Here is a 23,451-nt window from a genome sequence, read left to right as displayed (position 1 = left end):
GGTGGCGGCTCTTGTTTTTATTGGCAGGACGATTCCTGCTAAGTGGAGAAAGAGCATGATTAAAGTCCCGCTGACCGTGGTTGGTGCCGAAAGACTCAAGACTGAGTTGGCGCATTTAAAAAGCGTTGAGAGGCCAATGGTCATTGCCGCGATTGCTGAAGCACGTTCGCACGGCGATTTGTCAGAAAATGCCGAATATGATGCGGCCAAAGAGAAGCAAGGCTTTGTTGAAGGTCGGATTGCTGAATTGGAAAGTAAGTTGTCTAATGGACAAATTATTAATCCAAAAGATTTAGAAGAAACCGCTGAAGGCCGTGTGGTATTTGGCGCAACAATTTCGCTACAAGATTTAGAAACAGAAGCTGAAGTGACGTATCAAATCGTCGGTGAAGACGAGGCCGATATTAAAGCGGGTAAGATTTCGGTTTCAAGCCCGATTGCCCGTGCTTTGATCGGTAAATATGCCGAAGATGTGGCTGAAGTGATGGCGCCGGGCGGCATTCGTGAGTATGAGATTTTATCCGTTCAATACCTTTAATTTACTGCGGAGTAGAGTGGGGTATGTGCGTGTAGTAATTTACGCATAAAGCCTCCATTCATATACATCATGGGTAATGGTCTAAAGAATGTGCTCACCACGCTATGGATTGGTGGGATGTGGATTATCGGAATGGTGGTCGCGCCAGCGCTGTTTACAAGCTTGGATAAAGCCGTAGCCGGGATGGTGGCGGGTAAACTGTTTCATGTGATCGGCTGGATCGGGATTGTCGCTGGGGTGTTTTTGGCGATCTGGTGGATTTGGACTGATGGCCTGCGCGCATTTCAAGGCCTGCGCCTATGGTTGGTGTTGGGAATGCTCTTATGTACGCTGATTAATCAGTTTGCGATTTTTCCGTTGATTGCTGAGCTAAAACCCGCTGTGAGCAATGCCGCAGAAGGCATGTTTGGTGGTGGCTTGGCGCAATGGCATACGATTTCGAGCTTGATTTATTTGCTGCAGAGTGTGTTGGGTTTGGTATACATCTGGTCTAGCGAACGCTAAATATAAAACACTGCATTTATGATTCAAAAATAGTAATAAAAAGGGCGGCCAAGCCGCCCATCTTTTATTTTGCTGCTTTCTTTTGCTTTGGCAGCAAAATTTTAGGTTTGTCCGTATTGCTTGGACGGAAAATAAGGAGCAATTTACCCAAGTGTTGTACTGGGCAAGCGCCTAAGTCGGCGCAAATTTGTTCCATAAATTGAACCCGTGCTTCGCGGTCATCACCTAACACACGAATTTTAATTAATTCATGGGCATCTAAGTTGATTGCAATTTCGCGCATCACAGATTCGGTTAGGCCATTATTGCCAATCATCACGACTGGATTAAGATGGTGCGCTAAGCTACGCAAGTGGCGGCATTGATCTGCGCTGAGTTGTAACATGAGATTAACCCTAAAAACCTTGAAATAACCGGATAGTTTACCTGATGGCTCGTTCTAATTCCAGTAATGTATGGCTACAAGAGCACGTTAATGATCACTACGTGCAGATGGCCAAGAAAGATGGCTATCGCGCACGTGCGGCATATAAGCTACTTGAAATTGATGAAAAAGATAAATTGCTTAAGCAAGGCATGTGGGTGGCCGACTTGGGTGCGGCGCCAGGCAGTTGGTGCCAAGTCGCTGCGAATAAAGTAGGGCCAAGTGGCCGTGTTTTTGGCTTGGATTTGCTAGAGATCACGCCGATTCGTGGTGTTGAGTTTTTGCTGGGAGATTTTCGCGACGATGAAGTGCTGGCTGAATTCACTACGCTATTAAATGGTCGCCAAGTAGATCTTGTGCTTTGTGATATTGCCCCCAATATAACGGGTAATGCCGATACCGATCAGGCTCGCAGTATGTACTTATGCGAGCTAGGCTTAGAATTTGCACGTGAACAACTAAAACCTGGCGGGCATTTTTTAGTTAAAGTGTTCCAAGGTTATGGATTTACTGAATATATGACCGCGATGCGGGAAACTTTTACTTCCGTTGTGACTCGAAAGCCCAAGGCATCACGTGACCGCAGCCCAGAAGTGTATTTATTGGGTAAACAAAAAAAATCCTAAGCGAGTAAAATGATTAAGTAGCAAAGCAAAAGTTTTCCAGTAAGGCGCAGAGTCGAAGATAGTACAAATCGTACGGCGAGACGAAGCAACGCGGCTGGAGAAGTTTTGCCTAATACGTACATTTCCCTCGTTTTTGGAAACTCAGGAGTTAAGCCTTGAACAATCTCGGCAAGAATATCGCCATTTGGCTGATCGTTGGCCTCGTGCTAATGACCGTGTTTAATCAGTTTGCTAAGCACCAAGATGGCGCCACTCAATTACCATATTCGCAATTTATGGTGGATGTAGAGCAGGGCAAAATTGCTAGCGCAGAAATCGAAGGTAATCCGCTTCGTGGTCAATTGATTCGCGGTAAGAAAGCGGATGGCAGTAGCTATTCAACTTTAGCGCCATTTGACTTCCGCTTAGTGGATACGCTGATTAAGCATAATGTGAAATTTGCTGCCAAGGCAGAAGAAGAGCAAGGTTTGTTGATGAGCTTGCTCGTCAACTGGGCTCCGATGTTGTTGCTCATCGGTGTTTGGATCTTCTTTATGAACAAGATGCAAGGCGGCGGCAAAGGCGGTGCGTTTAGTTTTGGTAAATCAAAAGCTAAAATGCTGGATGAAAACAATAACTCGGTCACTTTTGCAGATGTAGCTGGTTGTGATGAGGCTAAAGCTGAAGTTTCTGAAATCGTTGACTACCTTCGCGACCCTAGCAAATACCAAAGTTTGGGTGGCCGCATGCCTTGCGGTATTTTGCTCGTCGGTTCGCCAGGTACGGGTAAAACATTGCTGGCCAAAGCCATCGCCGGTGAAGCGAAAGTGCCATTTTTCTCGATTTCAGGTTCAGATTTCGTTGAAATGTTTGTTGGTGTCGGTGCGGCGCGGGTTCGAGATATGTTCGAGAACGCCAAGAAAAATGCACCCTGCATTATCTTTATCGATGAAATCGATGCCGTAGGTCGTCAACGCGGCGCGGGTATGGGCGGCGGTAATGATGAGCGTGAACAAACATTGAACCAAATGCTAGTTGAGATGGATGGTTTTGAAGGTAATTCGGGCATTATTGTTATTGCAGCAACGAATCGTCCTGACGTGCTTGATCCGGCTTTGTTGCGCCCAGGTCGTTTCGATCGTCAAGTCACCGTGGCATTGCCTGATATTCGCGGTCGTGAACAAATTTTGGCTGTGCATATGCGCAAAGTACCGATTGCGAACGATGTGGATGCATCGATCATTGCGCGTGGTACTCCCGGTATGTCGGGTGCTGATTTGGCCAACTTGGTCAATGAAGCGGCATTGTTTGCTGCACGTCGTAATAAACGCTTGGTCGATATGGATGATTTCGAATCGGCTAAAGACAAGATTTACATGGGACCAGAGCGTCGTAGCATGGTGATGACTGAAGAAGATCGCCGCGCAACGGCGTACCACGAATCAGGTCATGCAGTTGTTGCTGAAATGTTGCCAGGTACCGATCCAGTACATAAAGTAACGATTATGCCGCGTGGCCGTGCGCTAGGTTTGACTTGGCAATTGCCAGAGCGCGATAGTTTCTCGCTGTATAAAGATCAAATGCTGAATCGCTTGGCGATTTTGTTTGGTGGCCGTGTAGCGGAAGATTTGTTTATTAACCGTATTTCGACTGGTGCTTCAAACGATTTCGAGCGTGCAACGGGTATGGCGCGCGATATGGTGACGCGCTACGGTATGACTGAAAAACTAGGTCCTATGGTCTATGGCGATAATGAGGGTGAAGTTTTTCTTGGTCGCTCAGTGACGACGCATAAAAATATGTCGGAAGCGACGATGATGCAAGTTGATGCGGAAATTCGCCGCATTATCGATGAGCAATATGCTGTTGCACAAAAGATTTTGGAAGAAAATCGCGATAAAGTTGAAGCAATGACGACGGCTTTGATGGAATGGGAAACCATTGATCGCGAGCAAGTCTTGGATATTATGGCAGGCCGTGAACCACGCCCACCTAAAACCCTACCTCTGCCACGTGTTGTGGTTGCTGATGTGGATGAGACACCAAAAGGTGGTGCTGAAGCGTCAACCACGCCTGCAACAGAAGCGTAAAGTAGTTATGGTGTAATTTGAAAAAGGCGGCCTTGGCCGCCTTTTTTCTCGACTAGGATAGACATGGCATTATTCTCATGTGGACGTTTTAACTTAGATTTGGGTCGACCTTGGGTGATGGGCATTGTGAATGTCACGCCCGATTCATTCTCTGACGGTGGTCAGCACGACACTTTGGTGCATGCTGTCGCGCATGCGGAGCGCTTATTGAAAGATGGTGCTGACATTTTAGATATTGGTGGTGAGTCAACTCGGCCAGGTGCTGTGCTGGTTCCGGTTGAAGAAGAAATACGCCGCGTGATTCCGGTTTTGCAAGTGCTTGCTAGCTTAAACGTGCCGCTGTCGATTGATACGCGAAAGCCAGAAGTGATGCGGGCGGCAATTGATGCAGGTGTTGATTTGGTGAATGATATTTCTGCATTAGAAGGTGATGGTGCGATTGATGTATTGCGCGATAGCCAAGTTGGGATTTGCTTGATGCATAAGCAAGGTGATCCGCAAACCATGCAAACTGCGCCGACTTATCAAAATGTTGTGACTGAAGTAACAGCTTATCTTAGCGATCGGATTGATACTGTTTTGCGTGCGGGAGTCGCAGCGGAACGGATCGTTGTTGATCCAGGATTTGGCTTTGGTAAAGCGCTAGAGCACAACATTGCCTTGTTTCAATCTCTGGCGCTGATTCGTCAGCAGCTCAATGTGCCTTTGCTGGTCGGTGTTTCGAGAAAGAAAATGTTGGGTGAAATCACTGGGCATGAAGTCCGTGAAAGAATGTTACCTAGCGTGGTGGCTGCGGTATTGGCGGTACAAAAAGGTGCTTCCATTGTGCGAGTGCATGATGTCAGGGAAACGGTGGATGCATTAAAGCTGTGGAAAGTATTAAAATAGCTCGATTACAGGATAGGAAATCAATAATGGCGCGTAAATTTTTTGGTACCGATGGTGTGCGTGGTTTGGTCGGGGAATATCCGATTACACCCGACTTTGCAATGAAGCTAGGTTTTGCTGCAGGTAAAGTTTTGGCTGCAAGCAGTCTGCGTAAAAATGGTGAGCATGCGGCGGTGTTGATTGGTAAAGACACCCGTGTTTCGGGCTATATGCTGGAGGCGGCACTGCAAGCGGGTTTTAACGCTGCTGGCGTGGATGTGTATTTGACTGGGCCACTACCAACACCCGGTATTGCTTACTTAACGCGTGCACTGCGTTTGTCAGCGGGCGTTGTGATTTCAGCATCACACAATCCGTATCACGATAATGGGATCAAGTTTTTCGGCGCTAGCGGCCAAAAATTGCCGGATGACATTGAAATTGCCATTGAAGCGGCGATTGAAGAAATCCAACCTTGCGTGCAATCGAAACAAATTGGCAAGTCTAAGCGCATAGACGATGCGGCAGGACGCTACATTGAATTTTGCAAATCGTCTTTTCCAAATGAACTCGATTTACGTGGTTTGAAATTGGTTGTGGATTGCGCGCATGGCGCGACGTATCACATTGCACCGCATGTCTTCCATGAGCTGGGCGCAGAAGTTATTAGCATTGGCGTGAATCCAAACGGCTTTAACATTAACGAAGAAGTTGGTGCAACGCATCCAGAAACTTTGCGTTTGAAAGTGCTGTCTGAAGGCGCGCATTTTGGTATTGCACTCGATGGTGATGGCGATCGTTTAATCATGGTGGACCGTGATGGTACGATCGTTGATGGCGATCAGTTGCTCTATGTCTTGGCTAGCCACCGTCAGCAAAAAGGCACGCTGGGTGAGGGCGTGGTCGGTACTTTGATGACCAATTTGGGCGTTGAAAATGCGCTGAAAGCCAAGGGCATTGGTTTTGTACGTGCCAAGGTCGGTGATCGCTACGTGATGGAGCAATTGCGCGCGCATAACTGGTTGGTCGGTGGTGAGGGCTCAGGGCATTTGCTGTGCTTGGATAAACACTCAACGGGCGATGGTATTATTTCGGCACTACAAGTGCTGCAAGCGCTGCAAGAAAGCGGTCAAACTTTGGCAGGCTTTTGCAAGGACTTAACTTTGTCTAAGCAAGTACTTAAAAATGTTCGTATTGCCAAAGGTTTTGATTGTCATGCTTCAGACAAAATCGCTGAAATCGTGAAAAAAGCTGAAGCTGCAATGGGGCAGGATGGTCGTGTATTGCTGCGTCCTTCAGGTACTGAGCCAGTTGTTCGGGTCATGGTTGAACATACTGATCCAGTCGAAGCGCGTGAATGGGCGGAAAAAATTGCTTCTGTTGTACAGTTGGAAGCGGAAGAATAAGTTTAGCTACTTGAGTTGATAATTAGGGGTATTTCTTTGTGATCCTTAATTATCAAGGCTTATGTCGATATACATAATAAAAAAGCCGCAGAAGCGGCTTTTTTATTGTGGGTTGAATACTAAGTCATTAACCAAACTTGCCGGTAATGTAGTCTTCAGTCGCTTTCACTTTAGGTGCGGTGAAGATCGTGTCGGTTTCGTCCATTTCGATCATTTCGCCCAAATACATATAGGCGGTGTAATCCGAAATCCGCGCTGCTTGTTGCATATTGTGCGTCACGATCGCGATGGTGTAGTCTTTTTTCAGTTCATGAATCAATTCTTCAACGTGCGCCGTTGAGATTGGATCAAGTGCTGACGTTGGTTCATCCAGCAGCAAAATTTCTGGTTTAACGGCAACTGCGCGGGCAATACATAGACGTTGTTGCTGACCGCCTGACAAGCCTAAACCTGATTGTTTGAGCTTATCTTTTACTTCATTCCAAAGTGCCGCTTTCGTCAAAGCCCATTCAACGCGATCATCCATTTCGGACTTGCTGAGTGTTTCATACAATTTAACGCCAAAGCCGACGTTGTCATAAATCGACATCGGGAATGGTGTTGGCTTTTGAAATACCATGCCGACTTTGGCGCGCAGCATGTTTAAATCGACATTCGCATCCAAAATGTTTTGGCCGTTTAGGATGATTTCGCCTTCGGCACGTAGCTTTGGGTACAGATCGTACATGCGGTTAAATGTACGCAATAGCGTTGATTTACCGCAGCCCGATGGGCCAATAAAAGCCGTTACTTTACCGGCTAAAATATCCAAGTTAATGTTTTTTAGCGCATGAAAATTACCGTAGTAAAAATTCAGGTTTTTGATGGCCAAGCCAGCTTTGATTTGAGTGCTCATAATGATTTTCCGTCGCAAAGTCGATAATTAGTGTTGAGTAGGCTGGCGTAGCATCACGCGGGCAATAATATTCATGCCCAGTACAAACAAGCCAATCATTAGGGCTCCAGCCCATGCTAATTGATGCCAGTCTTCGTATGGGCTCATTGCAAATTGGAAGATCACCACTGGTAAGTTGGCCATCGGTTGATTCATATTTGAATAGAACTGGTTATTCAGGGCGGTGAAGAGAAGTGGTGCTGTTTCCCCTAGAATCCGTGCGACAGCTAATAAAATACCCGTCGCGACACCTGATTTTGCAGCTTTTAGCGTAACTTGAGTGACCATCTTCCATTTTGGTGCGCCTAGTGCATAGGCGGCTTCACGCATGGCTGTAGGCACTAAAAGCAGCATGTTTTCGGTGGTCCGCAAAACAACTGGAATCACCAAAATAGCTAAGGCGAAAGAGCCAGCCCAGCCAGAAAAATGCCCGACTTGTGCTACATAAATACCAAACACAAACAAGCCGATCACGATGGAAGGGGCAGATAATAAAATATCGTTAATAAAGCGGGTTGTTGGTGCGAGCCAGCCTTTGCTACCAAATTCGGCAAGATAGGTGCCAGCCAGAATGCCAATAGGTGTACCGATTAATACACCCACAATAGACATTTGCAAACTACCTAAAATGGCATTCGATAAGCCGCCTTGACTGCCCGGAGCTGGCGTACTTTCGGTGAAAGTCTGTAATGTGAGACCTGCAATGCCATTAGAAAATAGCGTGTACATGATCCAGAAAAGCCAGAACAAGCCAAATGCCATCGCTGCCATGGACAGGATCAAACTGATTTTATTGATAACGCGGCGGCGGAAATAGAGAGATTTATTCATTGTCATCATGACGGCCACCTTAAGAGTGTGAGCCTTCATTGCGATTTAAGCGCAAGAGGAGCAGTTTAGAAAGCACCAGTACCACAAAGGTAATGAAGAACAGTAAGAGACCAAGCTGAATGAGCGATGAGGTATAAAGTTCGCCATGCGCTTCAGTAAATTCATTCGCTAGCGTTGCTGAAATAGTTGTTGCAGGGTCAAACAAGGAATTCATTTCATTCATTGAGTTACCAATGACAAAAGTAATCGCCATCGTTTCGCCAAGCGCACGGCCAAGGCCAAGCATGATGCCGCCAATAATACCTGTCTTCGTGTATGGGACAACGATGTGACGAACGACTTCCCAAGTTGTGCCGCCTAGACCATAGGCTGATTCTTTGAGTAGCGGTGGAACGACTTCAAACACATCTCGCATGACAGACGTTACGAATGGAATAACCATAATTGCGAGGATTAAGCCACCCGTAAACATACCAATACCCATCGGTGGGCCGTCAAATAAGGCACCAAGGTAAGGGATTCCAGCTGTGCTTTCGGTGAGCCAAGGTTGTACATGGTCGGCAAAGAGCGGGGCAAATACAAACAAACCCCACATACCGTAAATAATTGAAGGCACACCAGCCAGTAATTCGATACAAATCCCGAGAGGGCGGCGCAGCCATACAGGAGAAAGCTCGGTCAAAAAGATGGCAATACCAAAGCTAATGGGTACGGCAAGAACGAGTGCAATCGCTGATGAAATAAGCGTGCCTCGAATTGAGGGCCAAGCACCGAATTGCTCAGTGACGGGATTCCAATCAGTAGATGTGATGAAACCTAAGCCAAATGCTTTGATGCTGGGTATTGCACCATACAGCAGTGAAATAATGATACCGCTTAATAGGGCGAGTACGAAGAACGCAAAGAAACGGGTGCTATTCACAAAGATCGTATCTTGCAATCTTTGCATTTTCATCCGTTGGGACAAATTTGACATCGGAAAATCTCCAGTCCTACTGAATACAAACTAACAAGCACACAGACAGAGTTGCCTGTGTGCTTGTTTCTGCGCGCGGATTGTATCTTCTGCGCAATGTTAGTGTGTCAATTATTTCCAGATTGGTGCTTTACCATCGGTCATTTGTGACTTCCAGTTGGCTTTAATCATTGCAACAACGTTATCTGGCATTGGGATGTAATCAAGATCGAGCGCTACTTTGTCTGCATCAGCGCCATAGGCCCAGTCAAAGAACTTCAACACTTCAGTACCTTGTGTTGGTTTGTCTTGTTTCTTGTGCATCAGAATGAAAGTAGGGCTGGCGATAGGCCATGCATCTTTGCCTGGTGCATTGGTTGAAACTAAGAACATACCTGGCGCATTTTTCCAATCAGCACTGGCCGCAGCAGCGATGAATGATTCTTCTGATGGCTGAACAAATGCGCCTGTGCTATTTGCTAGTTGTGTATGGGCTAATTTGTTTTGTTTTGCATAAGCAAACTCAACATAACCAATCGCGCCTTTAATGCGCTGAACGTAGTTAGCTACGCCTTCATTACCTTTACCACCCACACCTGCTGGCCACTGCACTGAAGTGTTTGCACCAACTTTTTCTTTCCATTCTGGCGAAACTTGTGACAGGTAATTTGTGAAGAGGAATGTCGTGCCTGAACCGTCAGAGCGACGAACTACAGTGATATTTAAATCAGGGAGTGCTACACCTGGGTTCAATGCAACGATTGCAGGGTCATTCCATTTTTTGATTTTACCAAGGTAAATATCAGTCAGGACTGTAGGGTTAAATTTAAGTTGGCCTGGTTTGATGCCTGGCACATTAACAACCGGAACTACGCCACCCAGTACTGTAGGGAATTGCATCAAGCCATCTTTATCAAGATCAGCAGGTTTAAGTGGCATATCTGAAGCGCCAAAATCTACTGTTTTTGTAGAAATCTGTTTGATGCCACCACCAGAGCCGATTGATTGATAGTTCATGCCTGTGCCAGTTTTCGCTTTGTACATCTCAGCCCATTTTGCATACAACGGATATGGGAATGTAGCGCCTGCGCCAGTGATGTCAGCTGCGATTGCATTGGTAAATAGACCTGCAGCTAAGCCAGCAGTAACAAGCATTTTGTGAACTAAAGTCATAATGAATTGAATCCCTTGGGTTATCTGGGTAAAGATTTATTGAACAGGCCGTATGCTAAACGCTAAATGTTTCCGTAATATTACAAAAGGTCGATGTGGCTACTGAATCAGTGGGTCGTGAATTTGACTGATTAAATTTAAGGATTTCGCGGTGGTGATTCGATGTTCTTAGTGTGTGGTCGCGAGATTGTGTGATCGTGATACGGGATTTTAGCGTTTGACGGGCATTCTCTACGGGCGTTACCATTTCAGCCTCAATGGGGAGTCAACTCAGCATGGCAAAACAACTTGTAGTGGGTAACTGGAAGCTGCACGGTAGTATTGGTCAGGTCAAATCAGTATTAGGTGAAATCGCACAAGCTAAGTTGCAAGCCAATGTGGGGGTTTGTGTGCCATTTCCTTATTTAATGCTGGCAAAACAAATTCTTCACAATACCCATGTACAGTGTGGTGCTCAAGACCTTAGCCAGTACCACATCGGTGCATATACCGGTGAGGTATCATCGGGAATGCTGGCAGATATCGGTTGTGAGCTTGTGATCGTGGGGCATTCAGAGCGTCGTCGATTATTTGGTGAGACGACAGAGCAAGCTGGTGTTAAAATGCGCGCAGCTTTGGATGCTGGCTTGTTTGGGATCTATTGCGTGGGCGAGTCCGCTGAGCAACGCCGAGAAGGGCGTGCTGAGGAAGTTGTTGCAGCACAGTTACAGGTTTTGCAGCAATTGCCGGTGGGCTTGTATGCCGTTGCTTATGAGCCTTCTTGGGCTGTGGGGAGCGGGATGGTCGCATCCAGTGAGCAAATTTCACCGATGCATGCCTTGATTAAAAATCAATTAGATGAACGAGTTAAGGTTCTCTACGGTGGTAGTGTTAAATCGAATAATGCAGAGTCAATTTTGGCTGTGCAGCACGTCGATGGGGTGTTGGTAGGTGGCGCTGCGCTATCTGCCTTCGAATTTGTAGAGATTTGCAAAGCAGCGCGCTGATGGTACAATTCACGCCGCTATTGAAATGAGAAAATAATGGACTTCATTACCAGTTTAGTGCTTGTCGTAAATGTGATTTCAGCGATTGCTGTCATTGTGTTGGTTTTAATGCAGCACGGTAAAGGCGCTGACATGGGGGCTGCCTTTGGTAGTGGCTCGGCAGGTAGCGTATTTGGCTCAAGCGGTTCGGCTAACTTTTTAAGTCGCGCAACAGCGGCTTGTGCAACGATTTTCTTCATTACTTCGATGTCACTGGTGCTATTAACTGCGCCAAAACAAAGCAAGTCGATCATGTCTACTGTGGCGCCAGCTGCTGCATCTCAGGTTGAGAGCAAAAAAATTCCTGATTAAGTGTGCTTTTTGGCAAACTTGTCGGTGTATAAACTAAGCTCTATATTTTCACTCGCTGATCTTGCGAGCTTAGTGTCGTCAAATTCGCTGGGATTTCCCAGCGTTTCTATGTGATAAAAATAACAATAAGCTGTCTAGACTTTTTGTAATACTCTGAACTGGGGATTTTCATGCTGCAAAACTATTTCCCCATCCTGCTGTTTCTCTTTGTCGGTCTACTGGTTGGTGTTGTGCCGCTAGTGCTTGGCTATGGAGTGGGCAAGGTTTTGGGAACGGTTCGGCCAGATACGGCAAAAAATTCGCCTTACGAATGTGGTTTTGAAGCATTCGAAGATGCGCGCATGCAATTTGATGTGCGTTATTATCTTGTGGCGATTTTGTTTATCTTGTTTGATTTGGAGGTTGCATTTTTAGTTCCTTGGGCCGTTGTGCTTAAAGAATTGGGGATGTTCGGCTTTTTGTCGATGATGATTTTCCTGACCATTCTAGTGGTCGGTTTCATCTACGAATGGAAGAAGGGCGCTCTAGAGTGGGAGTAAAGCAAATGGAAGCCCAAGATAAAGGTTTTATCACCACGACAGTGGATGCTGTTATCAATAGCGCCCGTACTGGGTCGCTCTGGCCGATGACTTTTGGTTTGGCCTGTTGTGCAGTAGAAATGATGCATGCAGGTGCTGCTCGTTATGACTTGGATCGCTTTGGCGTTGTGTTTCGCCCATCGCCGCGTCAGTCTGACTTGATGATTGTTGCAGGTACGCTCTGTAACAAGATGGCACCCGCACTGCGTAAAGTTTACGATCAAATGCCAGAGCCACGTTGGGTTATCTCAATGGGTTCCTGTGCCAACGGCGGCGGTTATTATCACTACTCGTATTCAGTCGTACGTGGTTGTGACCGTATTGTGCCGGTTGATGTGTATGTTCCGGGCTGTCCTCCGACAGCTGAAGCGCTCTTGTACGGCATCATTCAGCTGCAAAACAAGATTAAGCGTACCAATACCATTGCGCGCTCGTGAGGTGAACTATGGCGAATAAGTTAGAAACGCTCATGGGTAGTCTGCGCGCCGCTTTGGGTGAAGACAAAATTGTCTCGCTTAAATCTGCGCTTGATGAAGTGACGTTAGAAGTTTCTGCGGCCAACTGGCTCGAAGTCGCGTTGGCACTGCGTGATCATTCTGCATTGCAGTTTGAGCAACTCATTGATGCCTGTGGTCTCGATTACAGTACGTACAAAGACAGTGTTTGGGAAGGCGATCGCTTCGCGACGGTTTACCATTTTCTTTCGTACAAATATAACGTCCGCCTGCGCGTTCGTGTGTTCTGTACGGATGATTCATTCCCAGTTGTTGCCTCGGTGGTTGATATTTGGCCTGCGGTGAACTGGTTTGAGCGTGAATCATTCGATTTGTACGGCATCGTTTATCAAGGTCATCCTGATTTACGTCGTTTGCTGACCGATTACGGTTTTGTGGGTCATCCATTCCGTAAAGATTTCCCATTGTCGGGTTACGTAGAAATGCGTTACGACCCAGAACAAGCGCGGGTAATCTATCAGCCTGTAACCATCGATCCGCGCGAAATTACGCCGCGCATTGTCCGCGAGGAGAACTACGGTGGCAGCTGAAATCCGTAATTACACATTAAATTTTGGTCCACAACATCCGGCAGCACATGGCGTTTTACGTCTTGTGTTGGAGTTGGATGGTGAAGTGGTTGAGCGTGCGGACCCGCATATCGGCCTCTTGCATCGTGGTACTGAAAAATTAGCTGAAAGCAAAACCTACATCCAGTCTTTGCCTTATATGGATCGCCTTGACTACGTGTCAATGATGTCCAATGAGCATGCCTACTGTATGGCGATTGAGAAATTACTCAATCTGGATGTGCCAATTCGTGCTCAGTATATTCGCGTGATGTTTGATGAAATCACGCGTGTATTGAACCACTTATTGTGGATTGGTGCGCATGGTATTGACTGTGGCGCAATGACCATTTTCCTTTACGCTTTCCGTGAGCGTGAAGACTTGATGGATTGCTACGAAGCGGTTTCTGGCGCGCGTATGCATGCGGCGTATTACCGTCCAGGTGGAGTGTATCGCGATCTGCCGGATGAAATGCCGAAGTATCAAGCATCGAAAATCCGCAATGCCGCCGCCATCAAACGCATGAATTCAAATCGTGAAGGCAGTTTGCTCGATTTTATCGAAGACTTCACTAATCGCTTCCCGACTTATGTTGATGAGTATGAAACATTGCTCACGGATAATCGGATCTGGAAGCAACGTACTGTCGGTATCGGTGTGGTGTCGCCTGAGCGCGCATTGGCACTGGGCTTCACTGGTGCGATGCTGCGTGGCTCGGGTATCGAGTGGGATTTGCGTAAAAAGCAACCGTATGAAGTGTACGACAAGATGGATTTTGATATTCCTGTCGGTAAGAACGGTGATTGTTACGATAGATATTTGGTTCGTGTTGAAGAAATGCGTCAATCCAACCGCATTATCAAACAATGCGTGCAATGGTTGAAAGCCAATCCAGGCCCTGTAATCACGAGCAACCATAAAGTGGCGCCACCTTCACGCGAAGGCATGAAGTCCAATATGGAAGACATGATTCACCACTTTAAGTTATTCACTGAAGGCATGCATGTGCCAGAAGGTGAGGCTTATGCGGCGATTGAGCATCCTAAGGGTGAGTTTGGTATTTACATGGTGTCAGATGGTGCGAATAAACCGTATCGCATGAAAATTCGTGCGCCAGGTTATGTGCATTTGTCTGCGCTCGATGAAATGTCACGTGGCCACATGATTTCTGACGTGGTAGCAATTATTGGTACGCAAGATATCGTATTTGGGGAGATTGACCGCTAATGTCTTTACACAATCTTCTATCTGCGGATTCGCTAAAGCAAATTGATCGCGAAGTCGCTAAATATCCTGCAGAGCAGTCGCGCTCTGCCGTGATGAGCGCTCTGCGGATTGCTCAAGTTGAAAAGCAATTTTTGACGAATGACTTGATTGAAGCCATTGCTATTTATCTTCATATCGCTCCAATGATGGCGTACGAAGTGGCAACGTTCTACAACATGTTCAATATGAAGCCAGTGGGCAAGTACAAAATTACTGTTTGTACTAACTTACCCTGTGCTTTATCAGGTGGCTATACCTCAGCTGATTATTTAAAGAAAAAGCTCGGTATTGGTTTTAATGAAACAAGCGCAGACGGTAAATTCACCTTGAAAGAAGGCGAGTGCATGGGAGCCTGTGGTTACGCACCTGTGATGTTGGTGAATAATCACAGCATGTGTAATCACATGACGCCGGAAGCGATTGATAAAAAACTGGCGGAGCTTGAATAATGACCGTCTATGTTAAGGGCGTCGTATTTGACGGCGTTGATTTTGAAGATGCAAATTGCTGGCGCTTAGAAGAGTATGTTAAGCGCGGTGGTTATGCAGCACTGAAAAAAATCATTGCAGATAAAATCACTCAAGATGAAGTGATTGCTGAAATGAAAGCCTCTGGTCTACGTGGCCGTGGTGGTGCAGGCTTCCCGACAGGTTTGAAGTGGTCATTCATGCCGCGCAGTTTTCCAGGTCAAAAATATTTGGTCTGTAATACCGATGAAGGTGAGCCGGGCACCTTTAAAGATCTCGATATCCAAATGTATAACCCACATGCTTTGATTGAAGGCATGATTATTGGTGCTTATGCAATGGGTATTAGCGTGGGTTACAACTATATCCACGGTGAAATTTTTGCGGCATACGAGCTTTTTGAAGAAGCCTTAGAAGAAGCCCGTGCGGCTGGTTTTCTAGGTGACAATATTCTGGGTTCTGATTTCTGCTTCCAGCTGCATGGTCATCATGGCTATGGCGCTTATATTTGTGGTGAAGAAACCGCTTTGCTGGAATCTTTAGAAGGCAAAAAAGGCCAGCCACGCTTTAAGCCACCATTCCCAGCGTCATATGGTTTGTACGGCAAGCCAACCACGATCAATAACACTGAAACATTTGCATCAGTGCCTTTCATTATTCGTGAAGGCGGCCAGAAATTCCTGGAACTCGGTAAGCCAAATAATGGCGGTACTAAATTGTTCTCGGTTTCTGGTCATGTGAATCGTCCAGGTAATTACGAAATCCCATTGGGAACGCCATTTTCAGTCTTGTTGGAAATGTGCGGCGGTATGCGTGATGGCAAAAAGCTGAAAGCAGTGATTCCAGGCGGCTCTTCAGCGCCGGTACTGCCAGCGGATGTCATGATGGAATGCACAATGGATTACGATTCAATCGCTAAAGCGGGCTCTATGTTGGGTTCTGGCGCAGTGATTGTGATGGATGAAACTGTGAGTATGGTCAGCGCTTTGGAGCGTTTATCGTATTTCTATCACGAAGAATCGTGTGGTCAATGCACGCCATGCCGTGAAGGTACGGGTTGGTTATATCGTGTAGTGCATCGTATTGCTCACGGTGAAGGCAAAATGGAAGACTTGGATTTATTGTCACGCGTTGGTGACAATATCGCAGGTCGCACTATTTGTGCCTTGGGTGATGCTGCTGTATTCCCTGTGCGCGGAATGTTGAAACACTTCCGCCATGAATTCGAAGATTTGATTAATCAATCCCAATCGGCCAAAGCTTTATAAATTGGTCGCGCTTTAATTAGCCAGATTGTAATTAATCGAGTTTTCTTTTGAATTATTGCCTTTGAATCGAGTCGAGCATGTTGGAAATCGAAATCGACGGTAAAAAATTGACAGTCCCTGGTGGTAGCACTGTGATGGACGCAGCCAATTCAATTGGTGTGCACATTCCACATTTTTGCTATCACAAAAAACTATCAATTGCCGCAAACTGCCGTATGTGCCTAGTTCAGGTCGAAAAAGCACCTAAGCCTTTACCGGCCTGTGCAACGCCTGTTACCGATGGTATGAAAGTTTTCACCCATTCTGATCAAGCGGTTACCGCACAGAAAGGCGTGATGGAATTTTTGCTGATTAATCATCCGCTAGATTGCCCAATTTGCGATCAAGGTGGTGAGTGCTCATTGCAAGATTTGGCTGTTGGTTATGGTCAAACGGGTTCTGTGTACAGCGAAGAAAAACGCGTTGTCGCCAACAAAGACCTGGGTTCTTTGATTGCGACCGATATGACGCGCTGCATTCATTGCAGCCGTTGTGTTCGCTTTACCGAAGAAATCGCGGGCTTCCAAGAATTGGGTATGGCCAACCGCGGCGAATTTACTGAAGTAATGCCATTTATTGGCAAGACCGTGAATTCAGAAATTTCCGGTAATGTGATTGATCTCTGTCCAGTTGGCGCATTGACCAGCAAGCCGTTCCGTTATTCGGCACGAACTTGGGAATTGTCGCGTCGTAAATCAGTCGGCGCGCATGATGGCTTAGGTTCTAACTTGGTTGTCCAAGTGAAGAACAATAAAGTCATGCGTGTTCTGCCGCTAGAAAATGATGCAATCAACGAATGCTGGTTGTCGGATCGTGATCGTTACTCTTACGAAGCTTTGAACTCTGAAGAGCGCCTGACTCAGCCGATGTTGAAACAAGGCGGCGTTTGGCAAACTACAGATTGGCAAACTGCGCTTGAATATATTGCGAATGGCTTAAAACAAGTCGTTGCTGAGCATGGTAAAGATAGTGTTGCTGCTGTTGCATCGCCAAATAGCACTGTTGAAGAGTTGTTCTCGCTGCGCAAATTGATGGCGGGTTTGGGTGTTGATGCGGTTCAAGCATTCGCTCGCCAAGCTGATTTTTCTGCCAAAACGCAAGGCGCGAAATGGCTAGGTCAATCGATTGAAGAATTGGCACAAAACGAAGCTGTTTTGATCGTTGGTTCAACAATCCGTAAAGAACAACCGTTGTTAGCACAGCGCCTGCGTCAATCAGTGAAAAAAGGCTTGGCCTTGTCACTGGTGAATGTACATAGCGATGAATTGCTGACCAAGTTGGCTGGTGAAGTTGTTGTTCGCCCAGACCAATTGGTTGAAGGCTTGTTGCAAGTTGTTAAAGCTGTTGTTGAGTTGAAATCAACTAGCGCGCCTGCTGGCGTTGATTTGGCTAGCGTTGAAGTCAGTGATGCAGCACGTGCTATTGCGAAGAGTTTTGACGGTAAAGAAAAATCAGCCATCTTGCTGGGCAATATCGCGCAACAATCAGCCCGTTTTGCTGAAATCTACGCCGCAGCAGAAGCGTTGGCGACATTGACTGATGCTAAATTGGGCTTGCCAGCGGCGAGCGCCAATAGCGTTGGTGCTGAATTGATCGGTGCGGATGTTGGCGGCAATGTTTTCGAATCGGGTAAAAAAGCGTATGTATTCTTAGGCCTAGAACCTGAATACGATGCACACAACGGCGCGCAAGCATTGGCTGCGGCTAAAAATGCTGAGATGGTTGTCGTGATGTCTGCATTCCAAAGCTGCGCGATGGATTATGCCGATGTGCTCTTGCCTGTTTCGCCATTTAGCGAGACATCAGGTTCATTCGTGAACATGGAAGGCAAAGTTCAAAGCTTTAACGGCGTGGTTCGTCCATTGGGTGAAACGCGTCCAGCATGGAAAGTATTCCGTGTGCTTGGCAATATCTTGGGCTTTAACGGCTTTGAGTACAATTCATCAGAAGAAATTCGCGACGAAGCACTCGCTGGTGATATCGCTGGCCGTTTGAATAATGCTTTGCTCAATCCAGTTGCAGTGGCCACGAAATCGGTACAAGGCTTGGTTCGCTTAGGTGAAGTGCCTTTGTATCAAACTGATTCATTAGTGCGCCGTGCTCCTAGTTTGCAAGCGACAGCAGAAGCTGCGTTGGCAACGACATTGCGCGCTAATGCGGTAACACTCGCGAAGCTAGGCTTAAGTGCTGGCGATAAAGCGATTGTGAAGCAAGGGCAGGGGAGCGCTGAGTTGACAGCAGTTGTTGACGACGGTTTGCTTGATGATGTTATTCGTGCTGCTGCTGCACATCCATTAACCCGTGGTTTGGGTGAGATGGTTGCTGCTGTCGAAGTACTCAAAGGATAAGGGGGTAGATAATGGAGTTTCTACAAAACATCCTAGCGGGTTACTTTAGCGCCGAAACAGCTTATCAAATTGCATTCTTTGTTTGGACTTTGCTGAAGATTCTATTGATTGTTGCACCAATCATGGGAGCTGTTGCTTACCTGACACTCGCTGAACGTAAAGTGATTGGCTTTATGCAAATTCGGATTGGCCCAAATCGGGTCGGTCCGTTTGGTTTACTGCAACCAGTTGCAGACGGTGTTAAGTTACTGCTGAAAGAAATTATTGCACCGAGTGCCGCAGACAAGAAACTGTTCTTCTTGGCTCCAGTGATGGTATTGGTTCCTGCGCTAGCTGCATGGGCGGTTGTACCGTTTTACCCCGGGTATGTATTGGCTGATGTGAACGTGGGCTTGCTCTACGTGATGGCCATTACGTCGATGGGTGTTTACGGTGTGATTTTAGCTGGTTGGGCATCAAACTCGAAGTACGCCTTCCTTGGTGGGATGCGTGCTGCGGCTCAGGTGATCTCTTATGAGCTGGCAATGGGTTTTGCGCTCGTTGGCGTTATTATGGTTTCGGGTAGTTTGAACCTCACGGCGATTGTTGAGCAGCAAGGTCATGGCATGGCAGGCGGATCAATTTTGTCGTGGAATCTGATTCCATTGCTGCCGCTGTTCGTTGTGTACTTTATTGCTGGCGTAGCTGAAACCAACCGCGCACCGTTTGACGTGACTGAAGGTGAGTCTGAGATTGTTGCGGGTCATATGGTCGAATACTCAGGTATGGGTTTCGCGCTGTTCTTCTTGGCTGAATACGCCAATATGATTTTGATTTCAGCGATGGCTTCGGTGATGTTCTTGGGTGGTTGGTTGTCGCCATTCCCTGCATCGATCCCAGTATTGGGCGCTGCAAGTCCATTGTGGTGGGTGTTGAAAGTTGCGTTCTTGCTGTTCTGCTTCTTGTGGTTCCGTGCAACATTCCCTCGCTATCGTTACGATCAATTAATGCGCCTTGGTTGGAAAATCTTTATTCCAGTGACTTTGGTTTGGATTGTCTTGGTCGGTGCTTGGATGATGACCCCTTGGTCGATCTGGTAATGGAAAAGGGCTGAGACCATGGATAAAATTTTATATTTCTTTAAAACCTTCTTGTTGGTTGAATTAGTGAAGGGCTTGTTATTAACAGGTCGTCACTTTTTCCAACGGAAGATTACAGTGCAATTCCCTGAGGAAAAGACGCCGTACAGCCCACGTTTTCGTGGTCTGCACGCCCAGCGTCGCTATGCCAATGGTGAAGAGCGTTGTATCGCTTGTAAATTGTGCGAAGCTGTTTGTCCTGCAATGGCGATTACGATCGAATCAGAAGCGCGCCCAGACGACAAAACTCGTCGTACTAGCCGCTATGACATCGACCTGACAAAATGCATTTTCTGCGGTTTCTGTGAAGAAGCCTGTCCGGTTGATGCGATTGTCGAAACGCATATTTATGAATATCACGGTGAGAAACGTGGCGATTTGTATTACACCAAACCAATGTTGTTGGCGGTCGGTGATCAATACGAAGCAGAAATCGCTGAACGTAAAGCTGCTGATGCTAAATACCGCTAGGAAACAAACATGACTTTAGCGCTTTTTTATGTCTTTGCTGCTGTACTGATTTTTGCCGCGTTTCGCGTAATTACAGCTAAAAACCCTGTGTACGCCGTGTTGTATCTGGTGTTGGCTTTCTTTAATAGCGCCGTATTGTGGATGCTGATTAAAGCAGAGTTTTTAGCGGTTTCGCTGATCGTGATTTATGTCGGTGCAGTAATGGTGTTGTTCTTGTTTGTCGTGATGATGTTGGATATTAACTTTGAAGCGCTGCGTAAGAGTTTCTGGAAGTTTTTACCCGTGGCAGGCACTGTTGCAATCATTATGTTGATTGAAATGGTCATGATTCTGTCGCATCGTGCTGCACAAATTGATGAGTCGCGTTTGCTTGAACCAAGTTTCAATACGGCATCAGCTGAAACCTTAGGGATGTTGATTTATACCCAATATTTCTTACCGTTCCAATTGTCTGCTGTCTTGTTGCTCGTCGGTATGGTGGCTGCGATTGCGTTAACGCTGCGTAAACGTAAAGACACCAAGTACATTAATCCAGGTGAGCAAGTTCGCGTGAAACGTGAAGATCGCTTGCGGATTGTGAAAATGGCCTCTGAGCCAAAAGAAGTGGCTGATGATTCAGCGACGACTCCCGATCAACCTGCCGCTTAATTGGCCTAGATAAGAGTTTAGGAGGATATGTGCTAACACTGACTCATTACCTTTTGCTGGGCGCAATTATGTTTGCGACCAGTGTGTTTGGCATTTTCATGAACCGCAAAAATCTGATCGTATTGCTGATGGCAATCGAATTGATGTTGCTGTCAGTAAATATGAACTTCATCGCGTTCTCGCAGTTCTTGGGCGATACCGGTGGCCAGATTTTCGTCTTCTTTATCCTGACCGTTGCCGCAGCTGAATCGGCTATTGGCCTCGCCATCTTGATGGTGCTCTTCCGTAATCTACGGTCGATCAACGTTGAAGATTTGGATAGTTTGAAGGGTTAATCGAGTTTGACACGGCTCGTTGATTGTAATGAGCTGTGTCAAAAATCTGGATAGTCTAAGGGTTAAACCGGACAACATAGAATCGGACAAGAATACCAATGGATATGAAATCGATTTATCTACTTATACCGCTGGCGCCTTTACTGGGCTCGCTCATTGCCGGTTTATTCGGCTGGGCCATCGGGCGGCGCGCGGCGCATATAGCAACCATTTCAGGTGTTGCTGTTTCTTTTGCCTTATCTGCGTACACGCTAAATTATTTGCTCAATGGTGGCGAATCATTTAATGGCAATCTCTATACATGGCTGTCAGTCAATGGTGTGGATCTGAATATCGGCTTTTTAGTTGATAATCTCACCGCCATGATGATGTGCGTGGTGACTTTTGTTTCGTTGATGGTGCATATCTACACCATCGGCTATATGGCGGAAGATCCAGGCTACCAACGTTTCTTTAGTTATATCTCTCTGTTTACCTTCTCGATGCTGATGTTGGTGATGAGTAATAACTTTGTTCAGCTGTTCTTCGGCTGGGAAGCGGTTGGTCTGGTTTCTTACCTGCTGATCGGCTTTTGGTTTAAGCGCCCAACGGCGACTTTTGCCAACTTAAAAGCATTCTTAGTGAATCGTGTGGGTGACTTGGGTTTCCTGCTCGGTATTGGCTTGGTATTGGCGCACTTTGGTACTTTGGATTACGCCGAAGTATTTGCCAAAGCGCCGGAGCTTAAAGACGCAACGATTAGCTTGTTTGCGGGTGCCGATTGGTCGTTGATGACCGTGACTTGTATCTTGCTCTTCATTGGTGCGATGGGTAAATCTGCGCAGTTTCCGCTGCACGTTTGGTTGCCAGACTCGATGGAAGGTCCAACGCCGATTTCAGCGTTGATTCATGCTGCAACGATGGTGACTGCCGGTATCTTTATGGTATCGCGGATGAGCCCGCTGTTTGAAATGTCGGATACTGCATTGAACTTTGTGCTGGTGATTGGTGCGATTACTGCCTTGTTTATGGGTTTCCTTGGGATTATCCAAAACGACATTAAGCGCGTTGTTGCCTATTCGACCTTGTCGCAATTGGGTTATATGACGGTTGCACTGGGTGCTTCGGCTTATTCAGTGGCTTTGATGCACTTGATGACGCATGCCTTCTTTAAAGCATTGTTGTTCCTTGCTGCGGGTTCAGTGATTATGGGTATGCACCATGATCAAGACATTCGCAATATGGGTGGCTTGCGCAAGTATATGAAGATCACATGGATTACTTCATTGATCGGCTCATTGGCTTTGATTGGTACGCCGTTCTTCTCGGGCTTCTACTCGAAAGATTCGATCATCTTGGCCGTTGAAGCTTCGAAATTGCCTGGCGCTGGTTTTGCTTACTTCGCTGTGATTGCTGGCGTGTTTGTGACTGCATTCTATTCATTCCGCATGTATTTCTTGGTCTTCCATGGCAAAGAGCAGTGGATGATTAAGAAAGATCATGGCCATGACGCACACGGTCATGATGACCATGCAGCTCATGCAGATGACGATCATGCTGATCATCATCACGGTCTGGGTCCAAACGACAAGCCGCACGAAAGCCCTTGGGTTGTGACCTTGCCATTGATCTTGCTGGCTATTCCGTCGGTTGTGATTGGTTATATCGCCATTGGGCCGATGCTCGCTGGCGAGTTCTTCAAAGGCGTATTGACGGTTAATCTTGAAGCGCATCCAGCAATGGAAGTGGTGCAGCATCACGCTCATGATGCATTTGGTATGGCGACTCATGCCCTTGCAACCTTGCCATTCTGGTTAGCGTTTGCCGGTGCTGCTTCGGCATGGCTCTTCTATATGAAAGCACCGCAAATTCCTGCTGCATTTGATCGTTTCTTTACTTCAATTGGTATTCGGAAATTGCTCGAAGAAAAGTACTACATGGATCATTTATACATTAACGTTTTCACCGCCGGCGCTCGTGTCTTGGGTACGGTGTTGTGGAAAGTGGGTGATACGTTGCTGATTGATGGTCTGATCGTGAATGGTACAGCCAAGCTTGTTGGTTTGTTCTCAAGCATCATTCGTCGCCTGCAAACGGGCTACATTTACCACTACGCTTTTGCAATGATTATCGGTGCTTTGCTGCTGATGACATGGTGGTTGGGTGGCGTGCTGACTATGCAGTGATTGGTGTTGCTCACATTTTT

25 protein-coding genes are annotated in these 23,451 nt (G+C 46.6%); 20 read left to right on the top strand and 5 right to left on the bottom strand.

Annotated features, from left to right (window positions below):
• Positions 1-55 precede the first annotated feature (55 nt).
• Positions 56-538 carry a transcription elongation factor GreA gene (gene greA, locus Q320_RS0102720; protein WP_027467732.1) on the top strand — a complete coding sequence of 161 codons (483 nt, stop codon included), beginning with the start codon at positions 56-58 and terminating at the stop codon, positions 536-538.
• Positions 539-607: 69 nt separating this feature from the next.
• Positions 608-1,042, top strand: a complete 435-nt coding sequence (locus tag Q320_RS0102715; protein ID WP_027467731.1) for a DUF4149 domain-containing protein — start codon at positions 608-610, stop codon at positions 1,040-1,042.
• A 64-nt stretch (positions 1,043-1,106) separates the two neighbouring features.
• Here Q320_RS0102715 and yhbY read toward each other — a convergent pair whose 3' ends face one another.
• On the bottom strand, positions 1,107-1,427 hold the full coding sequence (gene yhbY, locus Q320_RS0102710) for a ribosome assembly RNA-binding protein YhbY (RefSeq protein ID WP_027467730.1): 321 nt from the start codon (positions 1,425-1,427) through the stop codon (positions 1,107-1,109).
• A gap of 41 nt (positions 1,428-1,468) precedes the next feature.
• Here yhbY and Q320_RS0102705 point away from each other — a divergent pair, with 41 nt between their 5' ends.
• From Q320_RS0102705 to glmM, 4 genes are all read left to right on the top strand, one after another.
• Positions 1,469-2,092, top strand: a complete 624-nt coding sequence (locus Q320_RS0102705) for an RlmE family RNA methyltransferase (protein WP_027467729.1) — start codon at positions 1,469-1,471, stop codon at positions 2,090-2,092.
• 155 nt (positions 2,093-2,247) lie between these two features.
• Positions 2,248-4,161: an ATP-dependent zinc metalloprotease FtsH gene (ftsH, locus tag Q320_RS0102700; protein ID WP_027467728.1), complete on the top strand. Its 1,914-nt coding sequence runs from the start codon at positions 2,248-2,250 to the stop codon at positions 4,159-4,161.
• 63 nt (positions 4,162-4,224) lie between these two features.
• Positions 4,225-5,049: a dihydropteroate synthase gene (gene folP, locus Q320_RS0102695; RefSeq protein WP_027467727.1), complete on the top strand. Its 825-nt coding sequence runs from the start codon at positions 4,225-4,227 to the stop codon at positions 5,047-5,049.
• A gap of 26 nt (positions 5,050-5,075) precedes the next feature.
• A complete protein-coding gene (glmM, locus tag Q320_RS0102690; RefSeq protein WP_027467726.1) occupies positions 5,076-6,434 on the top strand; it encodes a phosphoglucosamine mutase in 1,359 nt (452 codons plus the stop codon).
• 127 nt (positions 6,435-6,561) lie between these two features.
• On the opposite strand, the gene pstB is transcribed toward glmM, so the two are convergent.
• The 4 genes from pstB to pstS form a co-directional block, all read right to left on the bottom strand.
• Positions 6,562-7,329, bottom strand: a complete 768-nt coding sequence (gene pstB / locus Q320_RS0102685; protein WP_027467725.1) for a phosphate ABC transporter ATP-binding protein PstB — start codon at positions 7,327-7,329, stop codon at positions 6,562-6,564.
• Positions 7,330-7,356: 27 nt separating this feature from the next.
• On the bottom strand, positions 7,357-8,208 hold the full coding sequence (gene pstA / locus Q320_RS0102680) for a phosphate ABC transporter permease PstA (protein WP_373277170.1): 852 nt from the start codon (positions 8,206-8,208) through the stop codon (positions 7,357-7,359).
• A gap of 10 nt (positions 8,209-8,218) precedes the next feature.
• Positions 8,219-9,175, bottom strand: coding sequence for a phosphate ABC transporter permease subunit PstC (gene pstC / locus Q320_RS0102675; protein WP_027467723.1), 957 nt, complete (start codon positions 9,173-9,175; stop codon positions 8,219-8,221).
• A 111-nt stretch (positions 9,176-9,286) separates the two neighbouring features.
• On the bottom strand, positions 9,287-10,327 hold the full coding sequence (pstS, locus tag Q320_RS0102670) for a phosphate ABC transporter substrate-binding protein PstS (RefSeq protein ID WP_027467722.1): 1,041 nt from the start codon (positions 10,325-10,327) through the stop codon (positions 9,287-9,289).
• 275 nt (positions 10,328-10,602) lie between these two features.
• Here pstS and tpiA point away from each other — a divergent pair, with 275 nt between their 5' ends.
• The 14 genes from tpiA (at position 10,603) to nuoL (ending at position 23,431) form a co-directional block, all read left to right on the top strand.
• Positions 10,603-11,313 (top strand): triose-phosphate isomerase, encoded by a 711-nt coding sequence (gene tpiA / locus Q320_RS0102665; RefSeq protein WP_051534406.1) that lies wholly within the window; start codon positions 10,603-10,605, stop codon positions 11,311-11,313.
• Positions 11,314-11,349: 36 nt separating this feature from the next.
• Positions 11,350-11,664 carry a preprotein translocase subunit SecG gene (gene secG, locus Q320_RS0102660; protein WP_027467720.1) on the top strand — a complete coding sequence of 105 codons (315 nt, stop codon included), beginning with the start codon at positions 11,350-11,352 and terminating at the stop codon, positions 11,662-11,664.
• A gap of 170 nt (positions 11,665-11,834) precedes the next feature.
• On the top strand, positions 11,835-12,203 hold the full coding sequence (locus Q320_RS0102655; RefSeq protein ID WP_027467719.1) for an NADH-quinone oxidoreductase subunit A: 369 nt from the start codon (positions 11,835-11,837) through the stop codon (positions 12,201-12,203).
• A gap of 5 nt (positions 12,204-12,208) precedes the next feature.
• Positions 12,209-12,679, top strand: coding sequence for a NuoB/complex I 20 kDa subunit family protein (locus tag Q320_RS0102650; protein WP_027467718.1), 471 nt, complete (start codon positions 12,209-12,211; stop codon positions 12,677-12,679).
• An 8-nt stretch (positions 12,680-12,687) separates the two neighbouring features.
• On the top strand, positions 12,688-13,287 hold the full coding sequence (locus Q320_RS0102645; RefSeq protein WP_027467717.1) for an NADH-quinone oxidoreductase subunit C: 600 nt from the start codon (positions 12,688-12,690) through the stop codon (positions 13,285-13,287).
• Complete coding sequence (locus Q320_RS0102640) at positions 13,277-14,533, top strand: NADH-quinone oxidoreductase subunit D (protein ID WP_027467716.1); 1,257 nt, start codon at positions 13,277-13,279, stop codon at positions 14,531-14,533. Before Q320_RS0102645 ends, Q320_RS0102640 begins: the two co-directional genes overlap by 11 nt.
• Entirely contained in the window at positions 14,533-15,021 is a 489-nt protein-coding gene (gene nuoE / locus Q320_RS0102635; protein WP_027467715.1) for an NADH-quinone oxidoreductase subunit NuoE, read from the top strand. Before Q320_RS0102640 ends, nuoE begins: the two co-directional genes overlap by 1 nt.
• Positions 15,021-16,307, top strand: coding sequence for an NADH-quinone oxidoreductase subunit NuoF (gene nuoF, locus Q320_RS0102630; RefSeq protein WP_027467714.1), 1,287 nt, complete (start codon positions 15,021-15,023; stop codon positions 16,305-16,307). Before nuoE ends, nuoF begins: the two co-directional genes overlap by 1 nt.
• A gap of 77 nt (positions 16,308-16,384) precedes the next feature.
• Positions 16,385-18,694, top strand: a complete 2,310-nt coding sequence (gene nuoG, locus Q320_RS0102625) for an NADH-quinone oxidoreductase subunit NuoG (protein ID WP_027467713.1) — start codon at positions 16,385-16,387, stop codon at positions 18,692-18,694.
• Between the two features lie 8 nt (positions 18,695-18,702).
• On the top strand, positions 18,703-19,773 hold the full coding sequence (nuoH, locus tag Q320_RS0102620) for an NADH-quinone oxidoreductase subunit NuoH (RefSeq protein ID WP_373277182.1): 1,071 nt from the start codon (positions 18,703-18,705) through the stop codon (positions 19,771-19,773).
• Between the two features lie 18 nt (positions 19,774-19,791).
• Positions 19,792-20,283 carry an NADH-quinone oxidoreductase subunit NuoI gene (gene nuoI, locus Q320_RS0102615; protein WP_027467711.1) on the top strand — a complete coding sequence of 164 codons (492 nt, stop codon included), beginning with the start codon at positions 19,792-19,794 and terminating at the stop codon, positions 20,281-20,283.
• A gap of 9 nt (positions 20,284-20,292) precedes the next feature.
• Positions 20,293-20,931 carry an NADH-quinone oxidoreductase subunit J gene (locus Q320_RS0102610; protein WP_027467710.1) on the top strand — a complete coding sequence of 213 codons (639 nt, stop codon included), beginning with the start codon at positions 20,293-20,295 and terminating at the stop codon, positions 20,929-20,931.
• A gap of 29 nt (positions 20,932-20,960) precedes the next feature.
• Positions 20,961-21,266, top strand: a complete 306-nt coding sequence (nuoK, locus tag Q320_RS0102605; protein WP_027467709.1) for an NADH-quinone oxidoreductase subunit NuoK — start codon at positions 20,961-20,963, stop codon at positions 21,264-21,266.
• Positions 21,267-21,364: 98 nt separating this feature from the next.
• Entirely contained in the window at positions 21,365-23,431 is a 2,067-nt protein-coding gene (gene nuoL / locus Q320_RS0102600; protein ID WP_027467708.1) for an NADH-quinone oxidoreductase subunit L, read from the top strand.
• Positions 23,432-23,451 lie beyond the last annotated feature (20 nt).

It is taken from the genome of Deefgea rivuli DSM 18356 (genome assembly GCF_000620145.1).
Taxonomy (GTDB): Bacteria; Pseudomonadota; Gammaproteobacteria; order Burkholderiales; family Chitinibacteraceae; genus Deefgea; species Deefgea rivuli.
The sequence above is the reverse complement of the archived record's forward strand: the minus strand, read 5'-3'. Positions and strand labels throughout refer to the sequence as shown.

Bases quoted from the DNA above. Each gene is read 5' to 3' on its own strand.
- pstB (WP_027467725.1), bottom strand. From the start codon at position 7,329: ATGAGCACTCAAATCAAAGCTGGCTTGGCCATCAAAAACCTGAATTTT.
- pstC (WP_027467723.1), bottom strand. From the start codon at position 9,175: ATGTCAAATTTGTCCCAACGGATGAAAATGCAAAGATTGCAAGATACG.
- nuoE (WP_027467715.1), top strand. From the start codon at position 14,533: ATGTCTTTACACAATCTTCTATCTGCGGATTCGCTAAAGCAAATTGAT.
- secG (WP_027467720.1), top strand. From the start codon at position 11,350: ATGGACTTCATTACCAGTTTAGTGCTTGTCGTAAATGTGATTTCAGCG.
- glmM (WP_027467726.1), top strand. From the start codon at position 5,076: ATGGCGCGTAAATTTTTTGGTACCGATGGTGTGCGTGGTTTGGTCGGG.
- Q320_RS0102715 (WP_027467731.1), top strand. From the start codon at position 608: ATGGGTAATGGTCTAAAGAATGTGCTCACCACGCTATGGATTGGTGGG.
- pstS (WP_027467722.1), bottom strand. From the start codon at position 10,327: ATGACTTTAGTTCACAAAATGCTTGTTACTGCTGGCTTAGCTGCAGGT.
- pstA (WP_373277170.1), bottom strand. From the start codon at position 8,208: ATGATGACAATGAATAAATCTCTCTATTTCCGCCGCCGCGTTATCAAT.
- tpiA (WP_051534406.1), top strand. From the start codon at position 10,603: ATGGCAAAACAACTTGTAGTGGGTAACTGGAAGCTGCACGGTAGTATT.
- folP (WP_027467727.1), top strand. From the start codon at position 4,225: ATGGCATTATTCTCATGTGGACGTTTTAACTTAGATTTGGGTCGACCT.
- Q320_RS0102645 (WP_027467717.1), top strand. From the start codon at position 12,688: ATGGCGAATAAGTTAGAAACGCTCATGGGTAGTCTGCGCGCCGCTTTG.
- nuoI (WP_027467711.1), top strand. From the start codon at position 19,792: ATGGATAAAATTTTATATTTCTTTAAAACCTTCTTGTTGGTTGAATTA.
- Q320_RS0102655 (WP_027467719.1), top strand. From the start codon at position 11,835: ATGCTGCAAAACTATTTCCCCATCCTGCTGTTTCTCTTTGTCGGTCTA.
- greA (WP_027467732.1), top strand. From the start codon at position 56: ATGATTAAAGTCCCGCTGACCGTGGTTGGTGCCGAAAGACTCAAGACT.
- nuoG (WP_027467713.1), top strand. From the start codon at position 16,385: ATGTTGGAAATCGAAATCGACGGTAAAAAATTGACAGTCCCTGGTGGT.
- yhbY (WP_027467730.1), bottom strand. From the start codon at position 1,427: ATGTTACAACTCAGCGCAGATCAATGCCGCCACTTGCGTAGCTTAGCG.
- Q320_RS0102610 (WP_027467710.1), top strand. From the start codon at position 20,293: ATGACTTTAGCGCTTTTTTATGTCTTTGCTGCTGTACTGATTTTTGCC.
- nuoL (WP_027467708.1), top strand. From the start codon at position 21,365: ATGGATATGAAATCGATTTATCTACTTATACCGCTGGCGCCTTTACTG.
- nuoF (WP_027467714.1), top strand. From the start codon at position 15,021: ATGACCGTCTATGTTAAGGGCGTCGTATTTGACGGCGTTGATTTTGAA.
- Q320_RS0102650 (WP_027467718.1), top strand. From the start codon at position 12,209: ATGGAAGCCCAAGATAAAGGTTTTATCACCACGACAGTGGATGCTGTT.